The 26,599-nt window shown below is 67.2% G+C and carries 25 protein-coding genes and 1 tRNA gene; 6 read left to right on the plus strand and 20 right to left on the minus strand.

The features are described 5' to 3' along the window. The first annotated feature begins 3 nt into the window (after positions 1 to 3). The 3 genes from BMY69_RS09670 (at position 4) to pilH (ending at position 2,166) form a co-directional block, all read left to right on the plus strand. Positions 4 to 606, plus strand: coding sequence for an LOG family protein (locus tag BMY69_RS09670; protein WP_090177581.1), 603 nt, complete (start codon positions 4 to 6; stop codon positions 604 to 606). A gap of 23 nt (positions 607 to 629) precedes the next feature. Continuing rightward, entirely contained in the window at positions 630 to 1,622 is a 993-nt protein-coding gene (locus BMY69_RS09675; protein WP_090177586.1) for an acrylyl-CoA reductase family protein, read from the plus strand. A gap of 178 nt (positions 1,623 to 1,800) precedes the next feature. Beyond that, complete coding sequence (gene pilH, locus BMY69_RS09680) at positions 1,801 to 2,166, plus strand: twitching motility response regulator PilH (protein ID WP_090054116.1); 366 nt, start codon at positions 1,801 to 1,803, stop codon at positions 2,164 to 2,166. 166 nt (positions 2,167 to 2,332) lie between these two features. Here pilH and BMY69_RS09685 read toward each other — a convergent pair whose 3' ends face one another. Together BMY69_RS09685 and BMY69_RS09690 are read right to left on the minus strand one after the other, a co-directional pair. Next, positions 2,333 to 3,244 (minus strand): DnaJ C-terminal domain-containing protein, encoded by a 912-nt coding sequence (locus tag BMY69_RS09685; RefSeq protein WP_090177588.1) that lies wholly within the window; start codon positions 3,242 to 3,244, stop codon positions 2,333 to 2,335. A gap of 93 nt (positions 3,245 to 3,337) precedes the next feature. Then, on the minus strand, positions 3,338 to 3,787 hold the full coding sequence (locus BMY69_RS09690) for an Hsp20/alpha crystallin family protein (RefSeq protein ID WP_090054121.1): 450 nt from the start codon (positions 3,785 to 3,787) through the stop codon (positions 3,338 to 3,340). A gap of 159 nt (positions 3,788 to 3,946) precedes the next feature. Between BMY69_RS09690 and BMY69_RS09695 the strand changes: the two genes are divergently transcribed. Further along, the gene (locus BMY69_RS09695; RefSeq protein WP_090054123.1) at positions 3,947 to 4,429 is read left to right on the plus strand and encodes a peroxiredoxin; all 483 of its coding nucleotides are present in this window, start codon (positions 3,947 to 3,949) and stop codon (positions 4,427 to 4,429) included. A 144-nt stretch (positions 4,430 to 4,573) separates the two neighbouring features. On the opposite strand, the gene gyrA is transcribed toward BMY69_RS09695, so the two are convergent. The 12 genes from gyrA to rimP form a co-directional block, all read right to left on the minus strand. Next, a complete protein-coding gene (gyrA, locus tag BMY69_RS09700) occupies positions 4,574 to 7,201 on the minus strand; it encodes a DNA gyrase subunit A (RefSeq protein ID WP_090177590.1) in 2,628 nt (875 codons plus the stop codon). Between the two features lie 138 nt (positions 7,202 to 7,339). Further along, on the minus strand, positions 7,340 to 7,753 hold the full coding sequence (locus BMY69_RS09705; RefSeq protein ID WP_255364519.1) for a GtrA family protein: 414 nt from the start codon (positions 7,751 to 7,753) through the stop codon (positions 7,340 to 7,342). Continuing rightward, the gene (gene mtnA, locus BMY69_RS09710) at positions 7,750 to 8,763 is read right to left on the minus strand and encodes an S-methyl-5-thioribose-1-phosphate isomerase (protein WP_090178420.1); all 1,014 of its coding nucleotides are present in this window, start codon (positions 8,761 to 8,763) and stop codon (positions 7,750 to 7,752) included. Before mtnA ends, BMY69_RS09705 begins: the two co-directional genes overlap by 4 nt. Before the next feature lie 106 nt (positions 8,764 to 8,869). Further along, entirely contained in the window at positions 8,870 to 9,937 is a 1,068-nt protein-coding gene (locus BMY69_RS09715; protein WP_090177592.1) for a class III poly(R)-hydroxyalkanoic acid synthase subunit PhaC, read from the minus strand. Next, positions 9,934 to 10,824: a poly(R)-hydroxyalkanoic acid synthase subunit PhaE gene (locus BMY69_RS09720; protein WP_090177594.1), complete on the minus strand. Its 891-nt coding sequence runs from the start codon at positions 10,822 to 10,824 to the stop codon at positions 9,934 to 9,936. The genes BMY69_RS09715 and BMY69_RS09720 overlap by 4 nt, the downstream gene beginning before the upstream one ends. A 209-nt stretch (positions 10,825 to 11,033) precedes the next feature. Beyond that, positions 11,034 to 13,139, minus strand: a complete 2,106-nt coding sequence (pnp, locus tag BMY69_RS09725) for a polyribonucleotide nucleotidyltransferase (protein ID WP_090054132.1) — start codon at positions 13,137 to 13,139, stop codon at positions 11,034 to 11,036. 30 nt (positions 13,140 to 13,169) lie between these two features. Continuing rightward, positions 13,170 to 13,439 carry a 30S ribosomal protein S15 gene (rpsO, locus tag BMY69_RS09730; RefSeq protein ID WP_090054134.1) on the minus strand — a complete coding sequence of 90 codons (270 nt, stop codon included), beginning with the start codon at positions 13,437 to 13,439 and terminating at the stop codon, positions 13,170 to 13,172. A 143-nt stretch (positions 13,440 to 13,582) separates the two neighbouring features. After that, positions 13,583 to 14,500 (minus strand): tRNA pseudouridine(55) synthase TruB, encoded by a 918-nt coding sequence (gene truB, locus BMY69_RS09735; protein ID WP_090177597.1) that lies wholly within the window; start codon positions 14,498 to 14,500, stop codon positions 13,583 to 13,585. 16 nt (positions 14,501 to 14,516) lie between these two features. Then, complete coding sequence (gene rbfA, locus BMY69_RS09740; protein ID WP_090054139.1) at positions 14,517 to 14,888, minus strand: 30S ribosome-binding factor RbfA; 372 nt, start codon at positions 14,886 to 14,888, stop codon at positions 14,517 to 14,519. Positions 14,889 to 15,059: 171 nt separating this feature from the next. After that, on the minus strand, positions 15,060 to 17,936 hold the full coding sequence (gene infB, locus BMY69_RS09745; RefSeq protein WP_090177600.1) for a translation initiation factor IF-2: 2,877 nt from the start codon (positions 17,934 to 17,936) through the stop codon (positions 15,060 to 15,062). Positions 17,937 to 18,069: 133 nt separating this feature from the next. Then, positions 18,070 to 19,584 (minus strand): transcription termination factor NusA, encoded by a 1,515-nt coding sequence (gene nusA / locus BMY69_RS09750; protein WP_090054143.1) that lies wholly within the window; start codon positions 19,582 to 19,584, stop codon positions 18,070 to 18,072. Positions 19,585 to 19,630: 46 nt separating this feature from the next. Further along, a complete protein-coding gene (rimP, locus tag BMY69_RS09755) occupies positions 19,631 to 20,173 on the minus strand; it encodes a ribosome maturation factor RimP (protein WP_090054145.1) in 543 nt (180 codons plus the stop codon). A gap of 377 nt (positions 20,174 to 20,550) precedes the next feature. Between rimP and BMY69_RS09760 the strand changes: the two genes are divergently transcribed. Next, on the plus strand, positions 20,551 to 21,183 hold the full coding sequence (locus BMY69_RS09760) for a GIY-YIG nuclease family protein (protein WP_090177602.1): 633 nt from the start codon (positions 20,551 to 20,553) through the stop codon (positions 21,181 to 21,183). On the opposite strand, the gene BMY69_RS09765 is transcribed toward BMY69_RS09760, so the two are convergent. After that, entirely contained in the window at positions 21,180 to 21,701 is a 522-nt protein-coding gene (locus tag BMY69_RS09765) for a 2'-5' RNA ligase family protein (protein ID WP_177191134.1), read from the minus strand. The genes BMY69_RS09760 and BMY69_RS09765 overlap by 4 nt on opposite strands. A 37-nt stretch (positions 21,702 to 21,738) precedes the next feature. Further along, complete coding sequence (locus tag BMY69_RS09770; RefSeq protein ID WP_090177608.1) at positions 21,739 to 22,626, minus strand: AraC family transcriptional regulator; 888 nt, start codon at positions 22,624 to 22,626, stop codon at positions 21,739 to 21,741. Positions 22,627 to 22,820: 194 nt separating this feature from the next. Between BMY69_RS09770 and BMY69_RS09775 the strand changes: the two genes are divergently transcribed. Beyond that, on the plus strand, positions 22,821 to 24,317 hold the full coding sequence (locus BMY69_RS09775) for a GGDEF domain-containing protein (RefSeq protein WP_090177610.1): 1,497 nt from the start codon (positions 22,821 to 22,823) through the stop codon (positions 24,315 to 24,317). On the opposite strand, the gene BMY69_RS09780 is transcribed toward BMY69_RS09775, so the two are convergent. The 4 genes from BMY69_RS09780 to BMY69_RS09795 all read right to left on the minus strand — a co-directional run bounded on the left by BMY69_RS09780 (position 24,314) and on the right by BMY69_RS09795 (position 26,039). Continuing rightward, positions 24,314 to 25,117, minus strand: a complete 804-nt coding sequence (locus BMY69_RS09780; RefSeq protein ID WP_090177613.1) for a hypothetical protein — start codon at positions 25,115 to 25,117, stop codon at positions 24,314 to 24,316. The two genes, BMY69_RS09775 and BMY69_RS09780, sit on opposite strands and share 4 nt — an antisense overlap. Positions 25,118 to 25,119: 2 nt before the next feature. Beyond that, on the minus strand, positions 25,120 to 25,575 hold the full coding sequence (locus BMY69_RS09785; RefSeq protein WP_090177616.1) for a YccF domain-containing protein: 456 nt from the start codon (positions 25,573 to 25,575) through the stop codon (positions 25,120 to 25,122). 82 nt (positions 25,576 to 25,657) lie between these two features. Next, complete coding sequence (locus BMY69_RS09790) at positions 25,658 to 25,900, minus strand: hypothetical protein (RefSeq protein ID WP_090177618.1); 243 nt, start codon at positions 25,898 to 25,900, stop codon at positions 25,658 to 25,660. A 62-nt stretch (positions 25,901 to 25,962) separates the two neighbouring features. Continuing rightward, positions 25,963 to 26,039: transfer RNA gene (locus tag BMY69_RS09795), tRNA-Met, on the minus strand. Positions 26,040 to 26,599 lie beyond the last annotated feature (560 nt).

Here is a 26,599-nt window from a genome sequence, read left to right on the forward strand (position 1 = left end):
GGCATGCGTGAAATAAAATCCCTCTGCGTCTACTGCGGCTCCAGCAGCGGCGCGCACCCCGAATACACCGAGGCCGCCTGGGCCTTCGGCACGCGCATGGCGCAGGAAGGCATCGCGCTGGTCTACGGCGGCGGCAAGGTTGGCCTCATGGGCACCGTGGCCGATGCCGTCATCGCGGGCGGCGGCCGCGTCATCGGCGTGATTCCGCGCCAGCTCGTCGAGAAGGAAGTCGCGCATACGGGGCTCACCGAACTGCACGTCGTCGAGACGATGCACCAGCGCAAGACGCGCATGTACGAGCTGTCCGACGCGTTCGTCGCCCTGCCGGGCGGCTTCGGCACGATGGACGAGATGTTCGAGATGCTGACCTGGGCGCAGCTTGGCCTGCACGCCTATCCCTGCGCGTTCCTCGACGTACGGGGCTTCTACCGCAGCCTCGCCGCCACCATGGACCACATGGTGTCCGAGGGCTTCGTCAAGGCGGTGCAGCGCGACCAGGTGTGGTTCGGCGATGGCATCGACGCGCTCTTCGCGTGGATGCGCGGCTACGAGTCCACGTATGTCCCGAAGTGGATCACTCCGACCTCTGTCGATAGCATCGGCTGATCGAGCCGCCCAGGGAGACACCCATGACATCGTTCCGAGCGTTCCGTATCCACCAGGACGGCGCCGGCCACCGCGCCGGCATCGAAACCATGGACACCGACAGCCTCTCGCCAGGCGAGGTGCTGGTCCGCGCGGAATGGTCGTCGGTGAATTACAAGGACGCCCTCGCCGGCACCGGCAAGGGCAAGATCCTGCGCACGTACCCCCTGAACGGCGGCATCGACGTCGCCGGCTCGGTGGTCGCGTCGTCCGATCCCGCCTTCCGGGAGGGCGACAAGGTGCTCGCCACGGGCAGCGGTCTCTCGGAAACGCTCGACGGCGGCTACGGCGAATACGTGCGCCTGCCCGCCGCCTGGACGGTCGCCCTGCCCGCCACGCTCACCACCCGCGAGGCGATGATCATCGGCACCGCCGGCTTCACGGCCGCCCTCGCGCTTCTACGCATGACCGAGAACCGCCAGACACCTTCCCTGGGACCGATCGCCATCACCGGCGCCACGGGCGGCGTCGGCATGCTGGGCATCGACATCTTCAGCGGCGCCGGATACGAGGTCCATGCGATCAGCGGCAAGCCCGATCGCTTCGACTTCCTGCGCGGCATAGGAGCCACCACCTGCGTCGACCGTCACCAGCTCGCCTTCAGCGGCAAGCCCATGGAATCCGCCCGTTACGGCGGGCTGCTCGACAATGTCGGCGGAGCGACGCTCGCCGGTTTCCTGCCGGCGATCGCGCCGTACGGCAATGCCGCCATCTGCGGCCTCGCCGGCAGTCCGGCGCTCGAAACGACGGTCATGCCCTTCATCATCCGCGGCGTCAGCGTGCTCGGCATCGCCTCGGCCGGCACCGCCCGGGACGTTCGGGACGAGGTGTGGAAGCGCCTCTCCTCGGAGTGGAAGCCACGCCACCTCGACACCATCTGCACGAAGGAAGTGGCACTTGAAGACGTGGCAGGCGTCTTCGGTGCGATGCTCGAGGGAGGATCCTTCGGTCGCACGCTCGTCCGGATCGCTTCCTGATACCTGCCTGAGCACGTTTGTGTTGCCGCACCATTGATACGGGCGCGGTGGCCGGTAGAATGGCCGCTCGCCAAGGGCGCCACGCGCGACATTTTTTCGTCACCGCGGATCCGCGACACCTGCCGGGACGGCAGGCGTCTTCAAAGAACACATCGGGCACCGACCCGGGGGAAAGTGAATGGCTCGCATCCTGATCGTCGACGACTCGCCGTCGCAGCTGCTGGGTATCAAGCGCATCGTCGAAAAGCTGGGCCACGAGGCCATCACCGCCGAAGACGGCGCGCAGGGTGTCGAGGTCGCGAAGCGCGAAGTCCCCGACCTGATCCTGATGGACGTCGTGATGCCGAACCTCAACGGCTTCCAGGCCACGCGCACCATCAGCAAGGAAGAAACGACGAAGCACATCCCCATCATCCTGGTGACCACGAAGGACCAGGACACCGACAAGGTGTGGGGTCTGCGCCAGGGCGCGAAGGCTTACGTCGTCAAGCCGATCAAGGAAGAGGAACTGGTCGCGGCGCTGAAGGAACACCTGCCGGGCTGAAGAATGGACGGTGGTACAGGAGCACGGCCGTCCGCCGTAGGAGCGCGCCCTGCGCGCGACAGCTCTTCGCGAAATAGCTCAGGACCTCAGCGTCCGGCCCAAAAGCTGTCGCGCGCAGGGCGCGCTCCTACAGATCCCCGGCAAGCGGTCCGTCCGGCGGTAAGCCTCACCCCCGCCGCGGATCGAAACCCGCGAAGGCATCCTTGAATTCCGCGTAGGCCGCCTGCTCCTCGTGCGTTTCCGGCACGGGCACGCGGATCTCCAGCACGACGATCTGGTCGCCCGGCTCCGAACCGGGCAGGCCACGCCCCTTCAGGCGCAGCTTGCGTCCTGACTGCGAGCCCGCGGGAATGCGCAGGTCCACGTGCCCGCCGAGCGTGGGCACCGGGACGGTCGCACCGAGCGCCGCTTCCCACGGCGTGATCGGCAGCACATGCGTCACGGTGCGTCCGTCGAGACGGAACCGGCTGTCGTCGCGGATGGCGATTTCCAGCAGCAGGTCGCCCGAGGGGCCGCCGCCGGTGCCCGGATGGCCCTGGCCACCCAGCCGGATCGTCTGGCCCGACGTGATGCCGGCCGGAATCTTCACCTCCAGCACCCGCTCGCCACCCGACGAGTCGTTCAGCACCACACGCGTCTTGCCGCCGTTGTACGCGGTCTGCAGGTCGGTCTCGATCCGGGCCTGGATGTCCCGGCCGCGGCGCGCCTGCGCCTGCTGGCCGCGCCCACGGCCGCCGCCGAACAGGCTTTCGAAGAAATCGCTGAAGTCGCCGGCACCGCGGCCACCCATGTCGCCGAAGTCGAACCCGCCGCCCTGCTGTCCCCAGCCCGGAGGCGGCCGGAACTGCTCGCCCTGCCGGTAGCCACCCGCGCGGAACTGGTCGTACTGCCGACGCTTTTCCGGATCCTTCAGGGCCTCGTTCGCCTCGTTGATGGCCTTGAACTTCTCTTCGGCCCCCGGCTCCTTGTTCTTGTCGGGGTGGTACTTGCGGGCAAGCTTGCGGTACGCCGCCTTGATCTCGGCGTCGGTCGCTTCGGGCTTGACCCCTAGTGTCTCGTAGTAATCCTTGAACTCCACAGGCTCTCCCGCGCTTGTGTCGACCTGCCAAAAATACGAAATGCCCGCGGTGGACGGATCCACCGCGGGCCGGACACCTAAGCTTAGGCCGTTTTAGCCCGCGGTGTTGATCGCGATGCGACGAGGCGCGCTCTGGGCCTTCTTCGGAATCGCGATTTCGAGCACCCCGTTGCCACCGGACGCGGTGATGCCCTCGGCGTCGGCGCTCTCGGGCAGCGTGAAGCTGCGCTTGAACGCACCGGCCGCGCGCTCGACGCGGCTGAACTTGCCCTCGGCCTCGCTGGCGTACGCCTTGCGCTCACCCTTGATGCTGAGCACGTTCTTGTCCATCTGGATCTCGATGTCCGCGAGGTCCACGCCCGGCACGTCGGCCAGGATCAGGAAACGGCCGTCTTCCTCGCGAATGTCGACGCGCGGCGCCCAGGCGCTGGCGCTCGCCGTCGGGGCGGCGATATCGCTGCCGAAGAAGGTCTCGAAGACGTTGCGCACGTCGCCGCCGAACACCGGCGCGCGACGGAACGAAACCTGACGAAGCTGGTTCATCTGTTTGACTCCCAAGAAGTTTTCCGGCCCCTCGGCCGTCTGGAAACAAACATATGACCGGCGATCCGCGATTCAAGTGCCCCGCCGGCGCGGTTGTCTTCGCTTCAGCCGGCGCCCCTTCGCTTACACTCGGGGCTTTCCCCATCGCAGGAACGAACCATGACGATTGCCGTCGGCGACCGCATCCCCGAAGCCACCGTTGCCACCTTCAAGGACGGCATCGTGACCCACTCCACCCTCGACCTGCTCGGCGAGGGCAAGGTCGTGGTGTTCGCCGTCCCGGGCGCCTTCACGCCGACGTGCTCCAACAAGCACCTGCCGGGCTACATCGAGCACATGGCGGATTTCGAATCGCGCGACGTGAAGGTGTTCTGCCTGTCGGTCAACGACGCCTTCGTCATGGACGCCTGGGGCAAGGACCGCGGCATCCCGCCGAAGCTGCACATGCTGGCCGACGGCAATGCCGCGTTCGTCCGCGCGCTGGGCCTCGAACTCGACGGCACCAAGAACGGCATGGGCATTCGCGCCAAGCGCTTCGCGATGTACATCGTGGACGGCGTGGTGAAGGTGCTGAACATCGAAGCACCGGGCGAGTTCCGCGTGTCGTCCGCCGAGGCGATGCTGGAAGCGATCGACGCGTGACCCGCGGATCCCCGTAGGAGCGGACCTGGCCGCGACAGCCTTTCGCGATGAGCATCAGGCCTGCCATCGGATCGCAAAAAGCTGTCGCGGCCAGGTCCGCTCCTACAGGCCAAGAAAAAGCCGCCTTTCGGCGGCTTTTTCTATTTACGCTTCGGCGTTGTCGCCGCCGTCCACCGGGCCGCTTTCGATCGGCGGCATGTCGGCAGCGGCCTCGCCTTCCGGCGTTTCGCCCTCGCCTTCGATCTCTTCCTCGGCCTCGAGGCGCACGACTCCGATCAGCTTCTCTTCCTTCGGCAGCTTGATCAGCGTGACGCCCTGCGTATTGCGGCTGAGCTGCGAGACTTCCGACACGCGCGTGCGCACCAGCGTTCCCTGGTCGGAGATCAGCATGAGCTGCTGGGCTTCCGTGACCTGCGTCGCGGCGACCAGGTTACCGTTGCGCTCCGAGCACTGGATGGCGATGACGCCCTGCGTGCCGCGGCCCTTCTTCGGGAACTCCTCGAGCGCCGTGCGCTTGCCGTAGCCACGCTCGGTCGCCGTCAGGATATCGCCCTCACCCGCCGCCACGATCAGCGACACCACTTCGGCGTCGTCAGCGAGGCGCATGCCGCGCACACCCGTCGCGGTACGGCCCATCGAGCGCACGCTGCCTTCGTCGAAACGCACCGACTTGCCGTTCGAGGCGAACAGCAGGACGTCGCTCTCGCCGTCCGTCATCGCGACATCGACCAGCGCGTCGCCCTCGTCGAGGTTGATCGCGGCCTTGCCCTTCTGCAGCTGGAACGCGAACTCGGTCAACGGCGTCTTCTTCACCGTGCCGTTGCGGGTGGCGAAGAACACGAAGCAGCTCGGGTCGTAATCCCGCACCGGCAGCAACGCCTGCACCTTCTCGCCCTCACCCAGCGGCAGCAGGTTGACGATGGGCTTGCCGCGCGCGCCGGGACCGGCTTCCGGCATCTGGTACACCTTGAGCCAGTAGACGCGGCCGGTGCTGGTGAAGGTGAGCAGCGTGTCGTGGGTGTTGACCACCCACAGCTGCTGCACGACGTCTTCGTCCTTCAGCGCCGAGGCCGAACGACCCTTGCCGCCACGACGCTGCGCGCGGTAGAGGCTGGCCGGCTGGCGCTTGATGTAACCCGTGTGCGAGAGCGTGACCACGACGTCTTCCGGCGCGATCAGGTCGAGGACGTTGAGGTCTTCCTGCGAATGCTGGATCTCGGTGCGACGCTCGTCGCCGTAATCCGTGCGGATCTGCTCCAGCTCCTCGCGGATGACTTCGAGCAGGCGGGCCGGGTTCTCGAGGATCTCGATCAGGCCGCGGATCGTGTCGAGGATCTCGCGATACTCGTCGGAGAGCTTCTCCTGCTCCAGCCCCGTGAGGCGGTGCAGGCGCATCTGCAGGATTTCGGTCGCCTGGGCTTCGGAGAGCTGGTAGCCGTCATCGCGCAGGCCGTCGCGCGGATCCATGTCCTCCGGACGCGACGACGCCGCGCCGGTGGCGGCGAGCAGCGCCCGGACCATGCCCGGCTCCCAGCGACGCGCGACCATGCGCTCGCGCGCTTCGGCCGACGAGGCGGACGTGCGGATCAGCTCGATCATCTCGTCGATGTTGGCGAGCGCGACCGTGAGACCTTCGAGGATGTGGGCGCGCTGGCGGGCCTTGCGCAGTTCGAAGATGGTGCGGCGGGTGACGACTTCGCGGCGGTGGCGGATGAACGCCTCGAGGATGTCCTTGAGGTTCAGCAGCTTCGGCTGGCCGTCGAGCAGCGCGACCATGTTGATGCCGAACGTGACCTGCAGCTGCGTCTGCTGGAACAGGTTGTTCAGCACGACGTCGGCCATCGCGTCGCGACGGATCTCGATGACCACGCGCATGCCGTCCTTGTCGGACTCGTCGCGCAGCTCGCTGATGCCCTCGAGCTTCTTTTCCTTGACCAGCTCGGCGATCTTCTCGATCAGGCGCGCCTTGTTCACCTGGTACGGCAGCTCGTGGACGATGATCGTCTCGCGGCCGTTGGCTTCCGTTTCGATCTCGGTGCGCGCACGCACGAGGATGCGGCCGCGACCGGTGCGGTACGCCTCGACGATGCCGGACGAGCCGTTGATGATGCCGGCCGTCGGGAAGTCCGGACCCGGGATGTGGGTCATGAGTTCATCGATGCCCAGCGACGGCTCTTCGATGAGCGCGAGCGTGGCGTTGACGACCTCGGTCATGTTGTGCGGCGGGATGTTCGTCGCCATGCCGACGGCGATGCCGGCCGAACCGTTGACGAGCAGGTTGGGCACGCGGGTCGGCAGGACCAGCGGCTCGTGCTCGCTTTCGTCGTAGTTGGGGCCGAAGTCGACGGTTTCCTTGTCGATGTCCGCCATCAGCTCGTGCGTGAGGCGCGCCATGCGCACCTCGGTGTATCGCATGGCCGCCGCGTTGTCGCCATCGACCGAACCGAAGTTGCCCTGGCCGTCGACGAGCATGTAGCGCAGCGAGAACGGCTGCGCCATGCGGACGATCGTGTCGTAGACCGAAGCGTCGCCATGCGGATGGTACTTACCGATCACGTCACCGACCACGCGGGCCGACTTCTTGTACGGTTTGTTCCAGGCGTTGCTCAGTTCGTTCATCGCGAACAACACGCGGCGATGCACGGGCTTGAGTCCGTCGCGCACATCGGGGAGCGCACGCCCCACGATGACGCTCATCGCGTAATCGAGATAGCTCTGGCGCATCTCGTCTTCGATGTTGACGCGGATGACTTCTTTGGCGAGTTCTGCCATCAATCGGCTTCCTGGATGTTGCGTGAGTGCCCCCGCCGGCTAGGTGTCCGCGCTTCGCGCCGCACCACCGACTCAACCCGTCGATGGTAGCACAACGCGCGTGGAAATGACAGCTAAAAAGGCTGTAAAAACAGCGGTTTACGACGAGCTTTTGGGCGCCCTGAAGAGCACCGCGCGGGCGAGCGCGAAATTGGCGATCGAGCCGGCCGCGGAACCGGCGGCGACGGCCACCGCGGGCCACGTGTGCAGCTCCGGACACGCCCTGAACGCGAGCACGTAGACGCCGTTGTTGACCACCGCGCCGAGCGCCATCAGGCCCATCCAGTGCAGCCACTCGGCGTGTCTGCCACGCCCCGAATCGCGGTGCGCGAAGGTGTGCGTCCGGTTCCACCACCAGGTGACGGTCGCCGCGCTGAGGAAGGAGACGACGCGCGCCGTGTACACGTTCCATCCCGCCAGTCCCACCAGTGCCTGCGCGATGCCGGCGTCCACGCAGAGGCCGAGCACGCCGCCGATCGCGAACAGCGCGACCTCGCGGCGCAGGTGGATCACGGGAACATGATCCGCATCTGTTCTTCGTCGGGCTTCAGGATCACGCCACGCTCGGTCACGATCGCGTCGATCAGCTCCGCCGGCGTCACGTCGAACACGGGGTTCCAGGCCTCGGCGCCTTCGATCACCGTGCGCGTGCCGCCGACCGAGAGCAGCTCCGTCGCGTCGCGCAGCTCGATCTCGATGTCGGCACCGTCGGCCGTCGCCATGTCCACGGTGGTCGACGGCGCGACGACCATGAACTTCACGCCGTGATGGCGCGCGGCGATCGCGAGCTGGTAGGTGCCGATCTTGTTCGCGGTGTCGCCGTTGGCCGCGATGCGGTCGGCGCCCACGATCACCCACTTCACCTTGCCGTCCTTCATGAGGTGCGAGGCGGCGGAATCGGCGATGAGGCGGGCGGGGATGCCATCGCGCACCAGTTCCCACATCGTCAGGCGCGCGCCCTGCTGCCAGGGACGCGTCTCGCCGGCGAAGACCTGCTCGATGTGCCCCATGGCGACGCCGGCGCGGATCACGCCGAGCGCGGTGCCGTAACCGGCGGTGGCGAGCGAGCCGGTATTGCAGTGCGTGAGAACGTGCGAGCCGGGCTTGATGAGCGCCGCGCCGAGTTCGCCCATGTGGCGATTGGCGGCGAGGTCCTCGTCCTGGATCGCCTGCGCTTCGCGCTCGAGCGCCGCGGCATCCGCGCCCTGGAGCACCCGCGCGTTCATGCGATCGAGCGCCCACATCAGGTTCACCGCCGTGGGGCGCGCGGCGCGCAGCGTGGCCATGGCCGTCGGCAGGTCGACGCCTGCCTGCGCGGCCAGCACGACGCCCCATGCCGCCGCGATGCCGATCGCCGGCGCACCGCGCACCGCGAGGTCGCGGATGGCGCGCGTGACGTCGTCGGCGGTGGTGCAGTCGAACCAGATTTCCTCGGCCGGAAGACGGCGCTGGTCGAGCAGGCGCAGGCGGTCGCCGTGCCATTGCACGGCGCGGATGGAGTCGTGGGAGTCGAGGGTGTTCATCGACCGATTATCGCATGCCGGCCGCCGCAGGCGCGGCGGTTCGCCGATGCGATCGGCTCCCATCCTTCGAGAGCCATCCCTGCGAACGGCTACCAGGGACGGCGGTTCAGCGCTCCGCCAGCCACGCGTGGATGGCGGGGGGCACGAGTTTCTGCGCGCGGCCGGACACGTAGATGCCGATGTGGCCACCCTGGAACGGCAGCGCCGTGTAATCGTCGCTGCCGACCAGATCGCCGAGCGGCGTGGAGGCGGCGGGCGGCACGAGGTGGTCCTGTTCCGCGTAGATGTTCAGCACGGGCTGCTCGATGCGTTTCAGGTCGACGCGGCGACCGCCGATGCGCACCTCGCCCTTCATGAGCTGGTTCTTCTGGAAGAAATCGCGCGCGAATTCGCGGAACGCTTCACCCGCCTGGTCGGGCGAATCGAAGATCCACTTCTCCATGCGCAGGAAGTTCTCCAGCTCCTTCGGATTGTCGAGGATATCGACGAGGCCGATGTACTTCTGCTGGTTCAGGCGCACGGGCTTCAGCGTGAGGTATGCGAAGTTCATGACATCGGCGGGCACGTTGCCCACGGTGTCGACGAAAAGGTCGATGTCGACGTTGCGCGCCCAGTGCGAAAGCATGTTGTCCGGCGTGTGGAAATCGACCGGCGTCACCATCGTCACGAGGTTGCGTACCTTGTCCGGATGCAGCGCCGTGTAGCAAAGGGAGAACACGCCGCCCTGGCAGATGCCCAGCAGGTTCACCGCTTCGCCGTCGTGCCGTTCGCGGATCGCGTCGACACAGCGGTCGAGGTACCCATCGATGTAATCCTGGAGCGTGAGCCAGCGATCGGCCCCATCCGGATAACCCCAGTCGACCAGGTACACGTCTTCCCCCTGCGCGAGCAGGTTGCGCACCATCGAACGGTCTTCCTGCAGGTCCACCATCCACGGCGTGTTGACCAGCGCGTAGCAGATCAGCAGCGGCGCCTTCGCGGTCGGCGGCGTGTCGCCCCTGAAGTGCCAGAGCGTGAGCTTGTCCTCGGTGTACACCACTTCGCGCGGCGTGGTGCCGAGCTCGATCGGACCCACGCGCTTGAGCGTTTCCATGCCGGACTCCAGCTTGCGCCGGAACGCCTCCATCTCCGCCTGCGCACGCTGCGGATCGAACGGGAACGGATGCGTGGTCATCGGCCGCGGCCCTTCGCTGGGCCGGAAGGCTTCGCGGATTTCGAGGCTTTCGAGGCTTTCGCGGTCTTCGATGCCTTCGTCCCCGTGAGTGTCGCGACCTGGGCGCGGAGCGCCTCCACTTCCGCCTTCAGCCCCTGCATGTGCCGGAGCTCGCGACGCACGGCCTGCAGGCGCTCCCCGAGGCTGTCCACTTCCTTACGGGTGGGCATCCCCGCCTGGGTCGCCGCGCGCTCCACCTGCCGCTGCTGGAGCATCTTCAGATGCATCTGCGCGTTGACCAGCGCGGCGTAGACCTCGCGGAACTCGGCGGAGAGCGCCGCCTCGGCGTAGCTTTCCTCGGCGAGGTTCACCCAGCGGTCGTACACCGAGCGCATCGAGTCGGCGTCGGACGGCGGCCCCTGCTCGCGCAGCGCCGCGTTGGCGCGCTCATGAACGCCCTGCAGGAGCGCCTGGTAGCGCTGGTAGTGACCGGCGTAATCGATCCAGGCGCGCAGCAGGGCCTGCTGTTCCTCCTGCTGCTCGCGTGTCAGGCCGAAGGCTGGCAGCGACAGGGCTTCGTTGGCGACCCGGGCCCACTCATCGAAGCGCTGCTGCTCGTGCGGGGCGGCGCCAGGTAGCGGCCCGTAGCCGAACGGTGGCATGCCGGGGCCACCCTGCCCGAACGACGGCATGCCGGCGAACGGACCCGAGGGCGCCTCGCCGCCTGCGTAGGAACGCATCCAGTCGCCGTAGCCGCCGAGGCCGGCGAAGAGCCGGCCCATGATGTCGGCGGAAGGCATCGCTTCCGCCGGCGAGGCTTTCGGGTCGAACTGCCGCGACCACGCCTCGACGCCTTCGCGGACCCAGGCCTGGTACTGATCGATGAAATCGTGGGGTTTATCGGACATGTGCGCATCGTACCGCGAGGGGGACCGATGCGCCGAGGCGGCGGCTTCCGAGCGGCGGCGCGACACCGGCGAGCGGCGGCGCGACACCGGCTCCGGGCCCGCTGCCGCGGGCTCGCCGATGCGATCGGCTCCCGTCCGAAGGGCATCAGCGCATAAAAAAACCCGGCATCTCGCGATGCCGGGTTCTTTATCGCAATGCAGGCGATGGATCAGCCCGCGGCGCTTTCTTCCTCGGTGACGGCCTTCATCGACAGGCGGATGCGGCCCTGCTTGTCGACTTCCAGCACCTTCACCTTGACGATATCGCCTTCCTTCAGCTTGTCGGAGACCTTCTCCACGCGCTCGCTGGAGATCTGCGAGACGTGAACGAGGCCGTCCTTGCCCGGCATGATCGTGACGAACGCGCCGAAGTCCATCAGCTTGGCGACCTTGCCCTCGTAGATGCGGCCCGGCTCGACGTCCGAAACGATCTGCTCGATGCGCTTGCGCGCGGCTTCGGCGGCTTCGCGGTTGACCGAGGCGATGACGACGTTGCCGTCGTCCGTGATGTCGATCGTGGTGCCGGTCTCTTCCGTGATCGAACGGATGGTGGCGCCACCCTTGCCGATCACTTCGCGGATCTTGTCCGGGTGGATCTTGATCGTCAGCAGGCGCGGCGCGAACTCGCTCATTTCCGAACGGGCCGTGCTGATCACCTTCGCCATCTCGCCGAGGATGTGCAGGCGACCGCGCTTGGCCTGGGCCAGCGCCGTGCGCATGATCTCTTCGGTGATGCCGTCGACCTTGATGTCCATCTGCAGCGCGGACACGCCATCGGCGGTACCGGCCACCTTGAAGTCCATGTCGCCGAGGTGATCTTCGTCACCCAGGATGTCGGAGAGCACGACGAAGTCGTTGCCTTCCTTCACGAGGCCCATGGCGATACCGGCGACCGGCGACTTCAGCGGAACGCCCGCGTCCATCATGGCCAGCGACGAACCGCAGACCGAGGCCATCGACGACGAGCCGTTCGACTCGGTGATTTCCGAGACGACGCGGACGACGTACGGGAACTCTTCGATCGTCGGCTTGACGGCCTGCACGCCGCGCTTGGCGAGGCGGCCATGGCCGATCTCGCGACGCTTCGGGCTACCGACGCGACCGGTTTCACCGACCGAGAACGGAGGGAAGTTGTAGTGGAACAGGAACGTGTCCTTCCACTCGCCTTCCGGCGCGTCGATGATCTGCGAGTCGCGCGTGGTGCCAAGCGTGGCGACCACGAGGGCCTGCGTCTCGCCGCGCGTGAACAGCGCCGAGCCGTGCGTGCGCGGCAGGACGCCGACGCGCACCGAGATCGGGCGGACGTCGTCGAGCTGGCGGCCGTCGATGCGGACCTTGGTCGACAGGACGCCGTCGCGCAGCGTGCGGTATTCCACTTCGCCGAAGGCGGCACCGATGTCGCCATCGGTCCAGCCGTTGGCTTCGGCGTCGGCGGCGATCGCGGTCTTGACGTCCGACTTCAGCGCGCTGATGACGTCGCGGCGGGCGAGCTTGTCGCGGATCTGGAAGGCTTCGGCGAAACGCGTGCCGACGGCCGCCTTGACGGCGTCGTACAACGCGGTCTTCGGAGCCGGAGCTTCCCACTTGAACGTCTTCGCGCCGGCTTCGGCGACGAACGCGTTGATCGTGGAGATCGCGGCCTGCATCTGCTGGTGGCCGAAGACCACCGCGCCGAGCATGACGTCCTCGCTGAGCAGCTTGGCTTCCGACTCGACCATCATCACGGCGCTGGAGGTGCCGGCGACGACGAGGTCGAGGTCCGAGGTCTTCAGCTGGGTGGCGGTCGGGTTCAGGATGTACTGACCGTTGGCGTAACCGACGCGGGCAGCGCCGATCGGACCCTTGAACGGGACGCCGGCGAGCGTCATGGCGGCCGAGGCGCCGATCAGCGCCGGGATGTCACCGTCGACTTCCGGGTTCAGCGACACGACCTGCGCGATGACCTGGATCTCGTTGCGGAACTCTTCCGGGAACAGCGGACGGAGCGGACGATCGATGAGGCGCGAGGTCAGCGTCTCCTTCTCGGTCGGGCGGCCTTCACGCTTGAAGAAGCCACCCGGGATGCGACCCGCGGAGTAGAACTTCTCCATGTAGTCGACCGTGAGCGGGAAGAAGTCCTGGCCTTCGCGCGCCTTCGGCGCGGCGACGACCGTCACCAGGACGACCGTGCCGCCCATGCTGACCATGACGGCACCGGAGGCCTGCCGGGCGATTTCGCCCGTCTCCAGTGTGACTTCATGACTACCGTACTGGAATGACTTGGTTACTTTCGCCACTTCGATGTCTCCTCGTCCTGTTCCGGTGGTTTAGCGGCGCAGGCCGAGGCGTTCGATCAGGGACTGGTAGCGAGCGAGGTCGCTCTTCTTGAGGTAGGCCAGCAGCGTCTTGCGCTTGTTGACCATCTTCAGCAGACCGCGACGCGAGTGGTGGTCCTGCTTGTGCGCCTGGAAGTGATCCTGCAGCGCGGTGATGTTCGCGGACAGCAGCGCGACCTGGACTTCGGTCGAGCCGGTGTCGTTTTCCTTGCGACCGAAGTCCTTGATGATCTGGCTGGTCTGTTCGACGGTGAGCGACATGTGTATCGATTCCTTAAAAAGCGGATGCGAGACTTGCGCAACCTCAACGACTGCCGATGAAGTTGCGCAAGCCTCGCTTTTGATGAAAGCCGTTAAACGAGCACGTAATTGTAACGTCCTGCGCGTAGCGGCAACAAGCCCGGTCAGACGGGCGGCAGGTTGAACCCGCGCAGGACCCGGAGGATACCGTCCCCGCCCACCTCGCCCAGGGCCATCAGGCGCCCGTCGGCGCCGCGGACGCCGCAACGCCCCGACGATGTACCCGGGCCCAGCGGCACGGGCTGGCCGAAACCGAGCACGCGCGTCTGTTCGGGGTCGAGATCCACCCGGGGGATATGCGCCAGCCCCGCCTCGACGGGCAGCAGGCAGGCGTCGAGCGGGTCCGGGCCCGCCTCGGCCGCCTCGCGGAGCTGGTCGAGCGTCACCATGGCGGGCGCCAGGAACGGGTCGACCCAGAGCCGGCGCAGGCCGGTCAGGTGGGCACCGCAGCCCAGGTTCGCGCCGAAATCGACCGCCAGGCTCCGGACGTAGGTGCCCGAACCGCATTCGACATGGAGGCGGACGGTGTCGCCCGTCCGCCCGATCACGTCGAGCCGGTAGACGTCGACCTCGCGGGAGGGGACGTCCACCGCCTCGCCGCGGCGGGCGCGGACATACAGAGGAACACCGTCCTGTTTGATGGCCGAATAGGCGGGCGGAACCTGGACGATGCGGCCGCGCAGCGGCGCCAGCGCGGCGTCGATCGCCGCGTCGTCGAGCTCGGGCACGGGACGCGTTTCGACGACCTCGCCCTCGAGATCGGCCGTGGTCGTCGTCTGGCCCAGCTTCACCTCGGCCTCGTACGCCTTCCGCGAGCCCAGCAGCCAGCCGGCGATCTTGGTCGCCTCGCCGAAGCAGAGGGGAAGCAGGCCCGTGGCCAGCGGGTCGAGGCTGCCGGTGTGGCCGCCCTTGGCCGCTCCGACGAGCCGGCGCGCCGTCTGCAACGCCTGGTTGGAGCTGAGACCGAGCGGCTTGTCGAGGAGGAGGATGCCGTGGATGTCGCGGAACGAGCGGCGATTCATGCGCGAAGGATGGCGATCAGGTTTCGTCGGCATCCGCCGGCGGCACGGGGTTCTCGCGCAGCAGGCGCTCGATGCGCTCGCCGGTGTCGACCGACTCGTCGTACTTGAACTTCAGCTCGGGCACGCGACGCAGGCGCATCGACCGCGACAGCGTCCGGCGGAATTCGGGGGCGAGCTCTTTCAGGGCCTTGACGGCCTCGGCGGACCGTTCGGGCATCAACGTGGTGACCCACACGGTGGCCCAGTCGAGATCCTTGGTGACCTCGACGTCGGACACGCTGACCGAGGGCAGCGCGTGGTCGCGCACGGCGGCGTGGACGAGCAGGCCGATTTCGCGGCGGAGCTCGGCGGACACGCGGTCGGTGCGCTTGAAATCGCGGGAAGGCATGGGGAGGGCACTCCGGGAACCATTGGCCTGAGGCCAAGAAGGAGATGGGAGATGGGAAGTGGGGGCGCATGTACGTGCGCCTGAGGGAGCCGGATACGCCCCGCGGCGCTACCGGTACCGCTCACGACGCATCCATGCGCCCCCATTTCCCACCCCCCATCTCCGCTTTTCTTACAACGTGCGGGCCACTTCGATGCGCTCGAAGCACTCGATCTGGTCGCCGACCTTCACGTCGTTGTACTGCTTCACGGCGATACCGCATTCCATGCCGTTGCGGACCTCGTCCACCAGCTCCTTGAAGCGGCGGAGCGATTCCAGCTCGCCCTGGAACACCACGACGTTGTCGCGCAGCACGCGGATCGGCTTGGAGCGCTTGACGAAACCTTCGGTGACCATGCAACCCGCGACCGCGCCGAACTTCGACGAACGGAACACGTCGCGAACCTGCGCGATACCGATGATCTCTTCGCGGATCTCCACGCCCAGGAGGCCCGAGGCCGCCTGCTTCACCTGGTCGATGACGTCGTAGATGATCGAGAAGTAACGGACATCGAGGCCGTTCGTATCGATCACCTTGCGCGCCGAGGCGTCGGCACGGACGTTGAAGCCGATGATCAGCGCCTTCGAGGCAGCCGCCAGCGTCGCTTCCGACTCCGTGATGCCGCCCACGCCGGACGAGATGACGTTCACCTTCACCAGGTCGTTGCCGATCTGGGTGAGCGAGTCGCGCAGCGCTTCGACCGAACCCTGCACATCGGCCTTGACCAGGATGTTGAGGGTCTGCTGGCCTTCGCCCTGGCCCATCTGGGCCATGATGTCTTCCAGACGGTTGGACTTCGACACCAGCCGGTTCTCGCGACGCTTCAGCTGACGCTCGGCCGCGACTTCGCGGGCCAGGCGCTCATCCTTCACGGCGACGAAGTCGTCACCCGACTCCGGCACGCCCGACAGACCGAGCACCTGCACGGGGATCGACGGACCGGCTTCGTTGACCTGCTTGCCGGTTTCGTCGACGAGCGCGCGCATGCGGCCGTATTCGACACCGCAGACGACGAAGTCGCCCTTCTTCAGCGTGCCCTGCTGCACCAGCACCGTGGCCACCGGACCACGACCGCGGTCGAGGCTCGATTCGATCACGACACCCGAGGCGCGGCCGTCGGCCACCGCCTTGAGTTCCATGATCTCGGCCTGGATCGAGATCGCGTCGAGCAGCGCGTCGACACCGTCGCCGGTCTTCGCCGAGAGCGGCACGAACGGCGTGTCGCCGCCCCACTCTTCCGGAATGACTTCCAGGTTGGCGAGGCCCTGCTTCACGTTGTCCGGGTTGGCGTCGGACTTGTCCATCTTGTTGAGCGCGACGATCAGCGGCACCTTGGCGGCGCGCGCGTGCTTCACGGCTTCCTGCGTCTGCGGCATGACGCCGTCGTCGGCGGCGACCACGAGCACCACGATGTCCGTGGACTGCGCGCCACGCGCACGCATCGACGTGAACGCGGCATGGCCCGGCGTATCGAGGAACGTGATGACGCCACGGCTGGTTTCGACGTGGTACGCGCCGATGTGCTGCGTGATGCCACCCGCCTCGCCCGACGCCACCTTGGTACGGCGGATGTAGTCGAGCAGCGAGGTCTTGCCGTGGTCGACATGACCCATGATCGTGACGACCGGCGGACGCGTGACCTTCTCGCCGTCGAGCTCAACGCTCTGGGTGTGCGAGGCCAGCGCGGCTTCGGCGTCGTTGTCCGTGGCGCGGACCGGGTTGTGGCCCAGCTCCTCGACGACGAGCGCGGCCGTGTCGTGGTCGATCGTCTGGTTGATGGTCGCCATGACGCCCATCTTGAACAGCGCCTTGACCACCTCGGCACCCTTCACGGCCATCTTCTGCGCGAGGTCGGCGACGAGGTTGTTGTCGCCGATCACGACGTCGCGCACCACCGCGGCGGTGGGACGCGTGAAGCCGTGCGGACCCGTCGGCGCGGAACCGCCACGCGGGACTTCGGCACGACCGCGCACCTTGCCGCCACCGCGACGGTTGCCGCCGCTGGAGCGACGCGCGCGATCGGCGTCGGACAGGTGCAGCTCGCCGGCGGCGAATCGCTTGCCGCCCGGCTCGCGCTCGCCACGACCGCCGTTACCCGCACCGCCACCGCCGTGCTTCGGACGCGCGGCGCCACGATCGCCCGACGGCGCGGCCGTCGAGGTCGGCGCCGGACGGGCCGCGGACGGGCCGGCCGGACGCGCCGCTGCCGCCGGGGCGGGAGCGGGTGCCGGCGCGGGAGCCGGGGGTGGCGCAGGCTTGGAGACCACGCGCTCGCGCTTACGCGGCTCGTGGATGCGCGGCAGGATCATGCCCAGCGAGCGCGTGTCGAGCTTGGCCGTCTGATGGCCCACGCCATCGTCGCCGGCCGCGGGAGCCGTGGCGGCCGGGGTCGCCGGCGCCTCGGTGTCGACGGCAGCCGAAGCCTCGGCGCGCGCCTGTTCGGCACGGGCCTGTTCCGCCGCGGCGGCTTCCGCCTGGCGGCGCGCCTCGGCGGCGGCCTCTTCCTGGCGACGGGCTTCGGCCTCGGCCTGCACGCGTGCCTCTTCGGCCTCGCGGCGACGCTCGGCTTCCTCGTGGCGCTGGGCCTCTTCGTGCTCGCGCTGGGCCTGCGACTCGGCCAGCTTGCGCGTGGCCTCCTCGCGTTCCGGATCGTGGGACGCGTCTTCCGCGATCGCACTGCGCTTGACGTAGGTGCGCTTGGCGCGGACCTCGACGTTGACCGTCTTGGCCGGACCGGCGCCACGGCCCGAGCCCGAGTTCACCTTCAGCTCGCCGACCGTGCGGCGCTTCAGGGTGATCTGGCGCGGCGCCGAGTCGTCCGCTTCCGGAGCCGGCTCGTTCTTGCCATGCGTGCGGCGCAGGAAACCGAGCAGCTTCACCTTCTCGGTGCTGCTGATCACCTGATCCGCGTTGTTGAATTTCATCCCGGCCTGGTCGAGCTGCCCAAGGAGCTTCTCGACTGGCATTTCCAGGACCTGTGCCAGTTGTTTGATAGTGACGTCCGACATCGTTCTTTATTCTCCGCCGTTCCCGCGCGTAACCATACGTGCCGTCGATGACCCGTACGGCTGCCTCCATCCCTGGCGGGAAACCTCTCGGCTTCCCTCGAGGCGCCCGTCCAGGGCGCTTCCGGATTCGCGCTTAGCCGCCCTTCTCCAGTCGGGCGATCATCGGAGCGCGCGCGGCCATGATCAGCTGCGAAGCGCGTTCCTCGGTCATGCCTTCGATATCGATCAGTTCGTCGACGGCGAGGTCGCCCAGGTCGTCGAGCGTCTTCACGTTGCGCTCCGCGAGCGCGAAGGCGGTGGGTTCGTCCATGCCTTCCAGTTCGAGCAGTTCGGCCGCCGGACCGTTCTCGTCGATGCCTTCCTCCACCGCGAGGGCGTCGGTGAGCAGCGCGTCGCGGGCGCGGGCGCGGAGTTCCTCGACGATGTCCTCGTCGAAGCCTTCCACGGCCAGCAGCTCGCCGGCCGGGACATAGGCGATTTCCTCGACCGAGGAGAAGCCTTCCGAGACCAGGATGCCGGCGATTTCCTCGTCGACTTCCAGGCGGTCCATGAACAGCTGCAGCGCGGCCTGCTGTTCGGCTTCCGACTTCGCGGTGACCTGGTCCTGCGTCATCACGTTGAGCTGCCAGCCGGTGAGCTTGCTGGCGAGGCGCACGTTCTGGCCGCCGCGGCCGATCGCCTGGGACAGCTTGTCCTCGGCGACCGCGATGTCCATCGAGTGCTTTTCCTCGTCCATGATGATCGACTGGACTTCGGCCGGCGCCATCGCGTTGATGACGTACTGCGCCTGGTTCTCGTGCCACAGGATGATGTCGACGCGCTCGCCGTTGAGCTCGTTCGACACCGCCTGCACGCGCGAACCGCGCATGCCGATGCACGCGCCGATGGGATCGGTGCGGCTGTCGTGGGCGACGACGGCGATCTTGGCGCGATCGCCCGGATCGCGGGCGCAGCCCTTGATCTCGACGAGACCCTGGCCGACTTCCGGCACTTCGAGCTTGAACAGTTCGATCATGAACTCCGGCGCGCTGCGCGAGACGAACAGCTGCGGACCACGGATTTCCGACTTCACTTCGTACAGGTAACCGCGGACGCGGTCGCCGACGCGCGCCGATTCGCGAGGAATCGTCTTGTCGCGCGGAATGAAGGCCTCGGCGTTGCTGCCGAGGTCGAGGTACACGTTGCCGCGCTCGACGCGCTTGACGATACCGGTGACCAGTTCGCCGACGCGGTCGCGGAAGGCGTCCACGACCTGCTGGCGCTCGGCTTCGCGCACGCGCTGCACGATCACCTGCTTCGCGGCCTGCGCGGCGATGCGGCCGAACTCGGCGTTCTCGATCTGGTGCTCGATCCAGCCGCCGACCTCGGCGACTTCGTCCTCACCGGCCTCGTCCTGGGCGTCCATCAGACGGATCTGGAAGGACGGATCCTCCATCTCGCCGTCGTCCGCGATGATCTCCCAGCGACGGAAGGTCTCGTAATCGCCGCTGTTGCGATCGATTTCGACCCGGATGTCCGGATCCTCATCGGGGTAGCGCTTCTTGGCGGCCGAGGCCAGCGCCGCTTCCATGGCTTCGAAAATGACTTCGCGCGGCACGCCCTTCTCGTTGGCGACCGCGTCGACTACCAGCAAAAGTTCTTTGCTCATTGCCGCTACTCCCGTAAGGATGCCCCGCGGCACCCCGTCGTTTCTGTTATTTGGATTTCTTTCCGCCCGTGGGCTTCGGCTGCGGCGCATAGCCGAGGGCCACCCAGTCGGGAACCACGCGGGCGCTTTCGACGTCCGCATGCTCGAATTCGAACCGGCCCGCTTCGCCCTGCACCACAATGTGCTCGCCGTTTACTTCAACGACGTTGCCCTTGAGGCGGCGACGGCCGTCGATCGGGGCCTTGAGCACCACCTTGACCTCCTGGCCGGCCACGCGGGCGAACTGCTCCGCCGTGAACAGGGGGCGGTCGATACCGGGCGAGGAGACTTCCAGTACATAGTTGCCCGGGATCGGGTCTTCAACGTCCAGGAACGCCGAAAACTCGCGGCTGGCGTCCTCGCAGTCGTTGACGTTCACCTCGGGCGGGATCTCCGCCGCTTCGCGGCGCTCGCGCTCGGCCTCGACGACGTCGAGGTAGACGCGCAGCGTCTGCTGGCCGTCGACCGGCAGGAATTCGATGCCCAGAACCTCGAGGCCGCGCTCGGCCACGATGTCGCTGAATCGTTGGGAAAGTGCTTTGGTGTCCACGTTACCTGCGGTTTTTCCGGTGGCCAGAAACAAAAAAAGGGCGCGAACGGCCCATTCCTTTCGTTCGCCGATGTATCCGACACTTTCCTCCCGCGCGCGCCGCGATGCCCTGACGGCGCTCACAGTCGTGTCGCAGGACGCCTCCGTGCGCCCAACAAAAAAGCCTCACGAGGAGGCTTTCTTGTAAAAAGAAAGTTCCTGAAGCGCCCACCGGTGAGAGGCCGAAACCGTCACCAACACCGCTTAAGATTCACTGATTCTATCGTAAAAGCGCACTTCCCTGCAAGGTCGCCACTGGCTGCGTCGCAGGACGCCACCAGGCCGAAATCCCTCCGGCTGGCGCGCTCCATGAGACCGCCGCCACCCATACTGTCGGGATGGACGAAGAAACACCCTACCCCCGCTTCGCCTCCCGTGGCCGTGCTTTCGTCTACGTGCTGCCCTGCCGGGACGAGGATCTCCTGAAGGTGGGGTTCTCCCGCGAGCCTTTCACCCGGTTCAGCACCCTGCACCGCCGGTTCTTCGACTTCTTCGACCTGGACCGGGGCCTGCTGCTCGACGCCGGGCGTGTCGCCGAGGCACGGCGGGTGGAACGGCGGCTGATCGAGACCTTCGCCACGCACCAGGCGATGGCGCCGTTGGTCGTTCCCGACTCGGCGGCGGGCCATACCGAGTGGTTCCGTGGCGCCGCGGAGCCCATCGGTGAGCTGCTCGCCGGGATCGCGGCGACCGACGCGTTTCCGCTCCAGTCCATCCGGCCCTGGCTCCGCCAGCACCTCGCCGCTCGAGCCGACCTGCTCCACGACTGGTCCCTGCGGCTCCACGAGACGCTCGAATGGGCGAGGCACAACGCGCCGGACGATCCCGGCGCCGTCCGGATGCGGCGGGCGCTGCTCGACACACTGGACTTGTTCGCCGCGGCCGGCATCGATCCCTGCGGGCTGGTGCCGGACGCGGTGGCCGGCTGGTACCGCGACGGCGACCACCGCCGCCTGTTCCCGGCGGCCTAGGCCTCCGAGAGGGGCGCCGCCGCGAGAACGCGCCAGCCCGCATCGGCGCGCTCCATCACATGGACCTCGCGCGCCCGGCAGGCGACCTCGCCGCTGGCGAGGAGGCGGCCCCGGCAGGTCGCCACGATCGCGTCGTGATCGCGGCGGACGTTACGCGCGACGGAAAGGTGCGGCACGAAGCCATCGAAGACGGGGCCGGCACGGGGACGGTCCGGGAACGAGGCCTCCAGATCGACCACGAGACGCGCGATCGCGTCGGCCGGCGTGGGCCCGAGCCAGACCGTCGAGGGGAACGTCCCGACATCGGCGAGGCGGAACGAAAAAGCGGCGTGACGCGCGGTCACGCCGCGCAGGCGATCGAGGACCTCCGGCGTCACCGACGGGCTGTCGATGAACGGATAGACGAGCGTGATGTGCGCGCCCAGCCCGCGCCGCGCCGACGGGTCCATCCGCGCGCGGAGGTCGCCGACGAGCGGTTCGGCTTCTGGAACCAGCAAGGCGAGCAAGGTCCGGGGCATGGGCCGACTGTAACGCGCCCCGTCACTCATCGGTACCCTACGCCGGGCTCGAGGCCCTTCCGAGCGGCAGGTAGATATCCGTCACCGCCTCGTGCTCCGGCACATCGGGGAAGAACGCGACGCGCTGAAGGAACAGCGGCGCATCGCGCGGCTCCTCGTCGCTCGCGGTCAGCCAGTCGGCGTAAAGGAAACGGATGGCGTCGCCGAGCAACGCGTCGGAACCGGTATGCCGCAGCACCGCGCAGCGTCCCCCTTCGATCGTCCCGGCCACGATACCGGCATCGTTCGCTTCCACGACGTCGCACGACGCGCAGATGTCGAGGCGGTATCGCTCGGGAGGCGTGGTCTCGGGATCGTCGTGAAGCACGTTCCAGGTCGCACTTCGGGATGGCGAGAGTCCGGTGGCGCGACGCCACGCGATGAAGCGACGCACCGATTCGCCGATGCGGGCCGGATCGCCGACGTGCGGCAGGCACGCGACGCGCACCGGGGAGACATCGACGATCCGAACCTCGTCGAGACGATGACCTGCAGGCATGTGGAACCTCCTTACTTCGTCGAGTTCGCGCCAGGCCGTTGCCCAGACGCGCCAATCGGGTGCCTCGCGGAATGCGGAGGGCGACTGGCCCAGCCGCTGCCGGAACGCGCGGGTGAACGCGTCCGGACTCTCATAGCCGGCGTCCAGCGCGATCGTCGTCATCGACGCGTCCGGACGGAACGCCGCCTGCCACGCGGCGCGTTTGAAGCGCGACAGCTGCACGTAGCGATGCACGGTCATGCCGGTCAGCGCCGAGAACCGCCGGTGGAAGTGGAACGGCGACCATGCCGCGACACGCGCGAGCGTCTCCAGCGAAAGATCGCCGTCGAGATGGACGTCCATGTGGTCGAGGACGCGGCGAAAGCGAAGGTGCGAGGAATGGGTCATGGAACAAGCGTAGCGAGCGCGATGGGATGGCGCACGACCGATCTTGCGCACATGATCCGGTCGCCTATCCGCTCTCCGGGCCTATGAGCGCGTTTTCGGCAACGCGACGATGTGGCGCCCGGGGCATCGCCGACGCCCGCGTCTCGTGGCACGATGCACGCCTGCGCGCCACTTGAGGGGGAGGAAGCACAGGTATGCGAACGCCGGGGCGATACCTGGGCTATGGAGCCGTGCTCCTCGCCTTTCCGTTGGTGCAGGTCCTGGCGCCGCTGGTCGCGGGTCGCGATCTCCCGGAACTTGCTTATTACCTGATGCTCACGGCGTCCGGGCTTGCCTGCCTCGCCGCGGTGGTCGCCTTGCGATGGCCCTCGTACGACCGGCGGACCATGGCCTGCCTCGCGCTCGGCCTCGCCTGCTGGGTCGCCGGCATGGGCTACGCCATCGCCCGGTCCGGCACGGAACAGAACCTCATATCCACCTATGTGCTGTTCGTCAGCTTCGGGCTGCCGCTGCTCTACGCGGCCGTCGCGACGCGCGACGAACCCACCACCCCGGCACGCCGCGTCGTGGACGGGGCGCTTCTCATTCTGCTCGTCATCCTCTGCTACCTCGGCGTGCGCGACCTCAGCGACGGGAACGGTTTTTTGAAGAACGAGGACATGGTCTGGGTCGTCGTCGCCTTCGACGTCGAGAACGTCTTCCTCTTCCTGACGTTCCTCATCCGCACCTTCGCCGCACAGGACGACAAGGAGTACCGGTTCTTCCGGCTGACGACGATCTTCCTCGGCCTGTACGCCCTCTCGGCGGGCATCCACAATCACGACGAGCTCTACCCGGACCTGCCCGTCCTCCGCCAGCTCGCGGACGTGTTGCCCACCCTGCCCTTCGCCGCGCTGCTCTGCCTGCTCCACCACGGCCGCACGCCACGCGCCTTCGATCCCGCGGGAAGGCTATGGGCGCGGCAGCTGGCGGCCGGATTCGCACCCGGCCTCCTGCTGGCGGCCATCTTCGCGCTGAGCCTCGGCATCCGCGACTCGCAAGGGATGTTCGGACGCATCGTCATGGCGCTGGCCATGCTCTGCTACGTCGTCCGTGTGGTGCAGACGCAGTTCTGGTTCGCCGCCACGCGCGACCGGTTGTCCGACGCGCTGACCGCGGTCGAGCGCGTCTCGCTGCTCGACGAGCTCACGGGCATCCCGAACCGCCGCGCGTTCGAACAGGCCTTCGCGGAGCGTGTCCGCGAGGCCTCGCGCGACGGCAAACCGATCAGCGCGCTGATGATCGACGTCGACCTCTTCAAGACCTTCAACGACACGCGCGGCCACCCCGAAGGCGACATCGCCCTGAAAGCGGTCGCACGCCTCCTCGCGGGCGCCTTGCGCCGACCGGCCGATTTCATCGCGCGCTACGGCGGCGAGGAGTTCATCGCCCTGCTTCCGCTGGCACCGGCGGAGGGCGCGCAGGTCGTCGCGCGACGCATGACGCGCGCCGTGTACGACGCCCTGCTCGAATACGACCACGGCATCGACGGCCGGGTCACGGTGAGCATCGGGGTCGCTACCGCGATGTCGGCCGACGCACGCGACCTCGTCCGTCACGCGGACCAGGCGCTCTATCTCGCGAAGAGCGCGGGCCGTAACCGCTATGCGACCAGCGGCGAACCCGAGGTCGCCCTGCCCCTGCCCGGTTAGGCCGCAGTAGCTTCGGCTCCGGCCCTCGCGACGAGAGCCTTGCGACGAATCAGGAACATGATGGCGCCGAACGGCACCGAAACGCCGAGGATCCATGGGCCGAACGGTACGGCCGCCGTGGACGCCGCCAGCAGCTGAAACGAGAGCGGGGTGAAGTCCGCCTGCCCCGTCGTCCAGTTGAAATGCACCGTGCACACACCGACGAGCGTGAACAGCGCCCACCACACCTTCCGGCGACGGAAGGGCGTCCTGATGCAGATCACGAAAACCGCCAGACAGAACACCGGGGCGGCGATGGCAAGGCACAGCATCAGCCAATGCAGTCCGCCCTTGTGCGCGAGCGTGAACGCGTTGACCTGCTCCATCGACTGCGAACGCATCTGCCCGTGCAGTCCGGCGATCCGGGCGATGTCGCCAACCTTCAGGATCACGGCGCTCGCCACGAACCAGCGACCGTCGAAGTCATACTCATACGTGACGTCGTAGCGACGGGTATCGGACTGGAAATGTGTCGTCGCTCCGATCACCCTGACGGAGCGCGGCTCGCCACGCGGGAACCCGACCGCCATGACGGCGAGCTGCTCGTCCGTGACCTGAGCTGCGAGTTCCTGCGATAGTTGCGGGCGTAGGTCCGCCAGGCGCCCCATGCGCCAGTCGTCGATCGCCTTCTTCGCCTGCTCGGCTTCCGGGTGCGGAGTGAACTTCTCGATCATCGCATCGCGGGTGCAACCGCTGATCGACACGGTGATGGCGATAACCGCCAGCCCGCTCCGGAGCAGGCGCATGAACCGTGCAGCCATGCTCAGGCGCGTGCCCGAAGAACGGCGGCTTCCGCGTTCATCCGGCGCGAGGCTTCCGCAACGTCGGTGCTCACCACCGTCTTGCCGATCGGCGCGAGCGCGATGCCTGCAAGCTTGAGGTGCTGCCAGCCGAACGGGATGCCGATGATCGTGACGCAGCAGGCGATGGCCGAGCACACGTGGCCTATGGCCAGCCAGATGCCGGCAAAGACGAACCAGACGATGTTGCCGACCGTGCCGAACACGCTGGTGCCGATGTCGCCGCGCCCCGTGAGGTCGCGGCGGTCGACCGCTTCCTTGCCGAACGGCCAGAACGCGAACGAGCCGATCACGAAGCAGGAACGGCCCCAGGGAATGCCGACGATCGTGATGAAGCAGACGAGCCCCGCCAGCCACCAGCCCAGGCCCATGATCAGGCCGCCGAATACGAACCAGATGATGTTACCGATCGTCCTCACGTCGCACTCCTTGTGGATGGAGTCGCGAAATTAATCACAGCCCGGTCCAGCGGCAAGTGCCGGAAGGCAGCCATGGTCCACCTCACGTCCTGGGAAAGCTACCGAGCTTGATCCGCGCGTAGATCGCGATCCCGATGGGCACGTAGCTCCACATGAACACGCCATCGGGGTAACCCGAGTACGCGAGCGAGAAGATCGGCACGAGCGGCATCAGCAGCGCGAACGGCCAGAGGAATGCGAGCAAGCGGTTGAACGAAACGACCACGATCAGCACGCCGACGGCGGTCGTGGTGAGGTTGTCCGAAAGGATGTGTTCCCAGGCCATGGGCGTATCCTCGCTCACAAGAAAAAAGCGCGAACCGTGAGGTTCGCGCTTTTTAGGAAAACTGGTAGCGGGGGTAGGATTCGAACCTACGACCTTCGGGTTATGAGCCCGACGAGCTGCCAGACTGCTCCACCCCGCATCAGAGTCAAAAAAGTATAGCGACGTGGCCGAATTCTTGCAAGCCCTTCGTCATACATTTTTGTGACAAGGGGCTCGAAGCGAGGTCGTTTGCCGCGCGCCGTCATCGTCACCCCGGCGCGACCGGTTGTCGCGATGACCTGCCCTCGTATGGCGTGTCGCGAAAAGCGTGAACCGGGGACGTGGATACCGGCGTTCGCCGATATGACGGTGAGGAGTGCCGCGACTCTCGAGCTCGTCACCCCGGCGCACGCCGGGGTCCACAGCGAGGCGATCGGTTGTCGCGATCACGTTCCTGCGTGCGGCGTGTCGCGAAAACCGTGCACCGAGGCCGTGGATACCGGCGTACGCCGGTATGACGGTGAGGGATGCCGCGACGTTCCGCTTGTGCCGCCGTGACGGTGAGGGATGCCGCGACTCCTCCGGCTCGTCACCCCGGCGCACGCCGGGGTCCACGGCGAGACGATCGGTTGTCGCGACGACGTTTCTGGCGTGTGACGTGTCGCGAAAACCGTGCACCGAGGCCGTGGATACCGGCGTACGCCGGTATGACGGTGAGGG

It is taken from the genome of Luteibacter sp. UNC138MFCol5.1 (assembly GCF_900110505.1).
GTDB lineage: Bacteria > Pseudomonadota > Gammaproteobacteria > Xanthomonadales > Rhodanobacteraceae > Luteibacter.